This window comes from Cobetia sp. (genome assembly GCF_983723665.1).
This window is the reverse complement of the sequence record NZ_CFDJES010000087.1, coordinates 10236-12952: the sequence shown is the minus strand read 5'-3', so window position 1 is coordinate 12952 and position 2717 is coordinate 10236. Positions and strand designations below refer to the sequence as shown.

The following is a 2717-nucleotide window of genomic DNA, read 5'->3' as shown; positions in this document are numbered from 1 at the left end:
CCCTCGAGCTTGGCCTTGATGCACTCGGTCTGCTCCGCGCGCCCCAGCAGCGAGGACTGCAGCTCTGCCTCAAGCGCCAGCGCCTCGGCTTCCGGCGCAGCGAGGGCCTCGTCATAGAGACGCGTGATCGCGCGGATGGCGCTGGGAGAGCGCCCGGCAATCTGGCGCGCCAGGGCCAACGCCTCCTCCTGTGGGCTGGAGATGATGCGCGTGACCAGGCCGGCACTCTGCGCCTCGTTGGCCTCGACCTTGCGCCCGCTCCACGTCAGCTCGTGCAGCCAGTCCGGTCGCACGCCACGCGCGGTGACGCTGATGCCCATGTCCGGAATGATGCCCCAGTCGATCTCGAGCACCGCCAGGCGCGCATCAGGATCACACAGGCGAATGTCCGCCCCCAGCGCGATCTGCAGGCCGCCACCGAAGACATTGCCATGCAAGGCGGCGATGACCGGCACCCCGACATCTCGCCAGCCCAGCGCCAGCTGCTGCACGGTATTGCGCTGCGGCGCACAGCCATTGGCCCCCGCGACCAGCAACTGCGGCACGCGGGCGGCGTCGCCCATGATGGCGGCGATATCCAGCCCCGCACAGAAACTGGGCCCCTCGCCCGACAGCACGATGGCGCGCAGGCCTGATTCCCGGGCGCGGGCATGCAGCTCCTGCTGTACCGCCAGCAGGGCATCGATCATCTTCCAGTCGATGCCGTTGTGCTTGTCAGGGCGATTGAGGCGCACGTCGGCGACATGCTCACTGATCGAGAGGGTCACATAACGTTCAGGCGTGAGGTGGGTAGCGTCAGACATGGCGGTCTCCCTGCGACGGATACGAGCAAGCACGCGCTCGAACGATTTCACGACAGTGCCGAGCGATGGCACTCATCCAGTGATAAACCCAAAAGGCGCAGGCAACCACACTGCGTTCGTCGAGCTGCCCGCGGGCATGACTCGCTACGTCTCAGTGTGACTGCCTGCGCCCGGTTGTTGAACGGTCGTTTGGTCGCAGAGGTGGCGATTGTCTACTCGCGCTTGGCCCCCGACACCTCTGACAGCGATCGCGGCTGGAAGCTCTCGGCCTGGGCCATCGCCCAGACACGGCGATAGAAGGGATAGTCATCCCCTTGCGTCAGCAGCGCGCCCTTGGTCAGGAAGGGATGCAGGTGCGAGAACAGCTTGACCTCATTCTCGGAGACACGATGCACCAGGTGGTCCGGGGTGATCTGCCAGGGCGTGTGCAGGCCCGCCGCCGACAGGATCTCGGCCAGCGCATGCAGGGTGTTGTGGTGGAAGTGACGCACCTGATCGGCCTTGTCTTCCACGACCAGCGATTTCTGGCGCAGATCATCCTGGGTGGCGATGCCTGTCGGGCACTTGTTGGTGTGACAGCTCAGTGACTGGATGCAGCCCAGCGCGAACATGTAACCGCGTGCGGCATTGACCCAGTCCGCGCCCAGCGCCATCACGCAGGCGATATCGAAGGCACTGATGATCTTGCCGCTGACCCCGATGCGCACCTCATCACGCAGCCCTGCGCCCACCAGCGAGTTGTGGACGAACTGCAGCCCTTCACGCAGCGGAGTGCCGAGGTGGTCGGTGAATTCGGTCGGCGCAGCGCCGGTGCCGCCCTCACTGCCATCGACGACGATGAAATCGGGCACGACCCCGGTCTCGAGCATCGCCTTGACGATGGCCATGAACTCCCACGGCTGACCGAGGCACAGCTTGAAGCCCACCGGCTTGCCACCCGACAGCTCGCGCAGGCGCTGGATGAAGCTCAACAGCTCAAGCGGTGTGGAGAACTCACCGTGGTTGGAGGGCGAGATGCAGTCCTTGCCCATCGGAATCCCGCGCGTCTCGGCGATCTCCTCGCTGATCTTGCTGGCCGGCAAGACGCCCCCGTGGCCGGGTTTGGCACCCTGGCTGAGCTTGATCTCGATCATCTTGACCTGCTCGCTGGCCGCCTGACGGGCAAACTTCTCGCCATCGAAGCGCCCTTCCTCGTCGCGGCAGCCGAAGTAGCCACTGCCCAGCTCCCAGATCAGATCGCCCTCGAATTCGCGGTGATAGGGGCTGATGCTGCCTTCGCCGGTGTCATGGGCGAAGTTGCCCAGCCTGGCGCCCTTGTTCAGGGCGCGGATGGCATTGGCGCTCAAGGAGCCGAAGCTCATCGCCGAGATATTGAACAGCGAGGCATTGTAGGGATGCGAGCACTGGGAGTTGCCGACGTTGAGACGAAAGCCCTTGGGGTCCGGCACACTCGAGGTCTGCATGGAGTGACCGATGAACTCATAGCTGTCGGAATAGACATCGAGCAAGGTGCCGAACGGCTGGGAGGAATTGTGCTGACGGCCACGCGCATAGACCAGCTCGCGCTGCTTGTGGGAAAACGGCAGCTGATCGGTGTCCGACTCGAACAGGTACTGACGCATTTCCGGACGCAGCGCCTTGAACAGGTAGCGCATGTTGCCGATCACCGGATAGTTGCGACGCACGGCGTAATCCGGCTGCTGCATATCGTAGATGCCGACGGCGACCAGAAAGGCCATCAGCAGCGTCAGCGGCCATATCCAGGGCGTCAGCTCCGACAGCCCCAGGCAGACCAGCAAGCCGAGGACACAGAGCCCGAAGACGGAGTAGCGAGGTAACAGCGACCATTTCAGTTTCATCAAAGCTTCCTTTGCCAGCGAACAGCAATGTCAGGGCTGTCGTTGTGGGAGGGTC

At 64.0% G+C, this 2717-nt stretch carries 2 protein-coding genes; both read right to left on the bottom strand.

The genetic code is table 11. The features are described from left to right. The coding region (locus AC4FAH_RS09880; protein ID WP_483237081.1) for a crotonase/enoyl-CoA hydratase family protein at window positions 1-803 on the bottom strand (803 nt) is incomplete at its 3' end. Window positions 804-1015: 212 nt separating this feature from the next. Next, complete coding sequence (locus AC4FAH_RS09875) at window positions 1016-2662, bottom strand: FMN-binding glutamate synthase family protein (protein ID WP_197738691.1); 1647 nt, start codon at window positions 2660-2662, stop codon at window positions 1016-1018. Between the last annotated feature and the right edge of the window lie 55 nt (window positions 2663-2717).

Excerpts from the sequence above, each read along its gene's own strand:
- AC4FAH_RS09875 (WP_197738691.1), bottom strand. The coding sequence starts at position 2,662 with ATGAAACTGAAATGGTCGCTGTTACCTCGCTACTCCGTCTTCGGGCTC.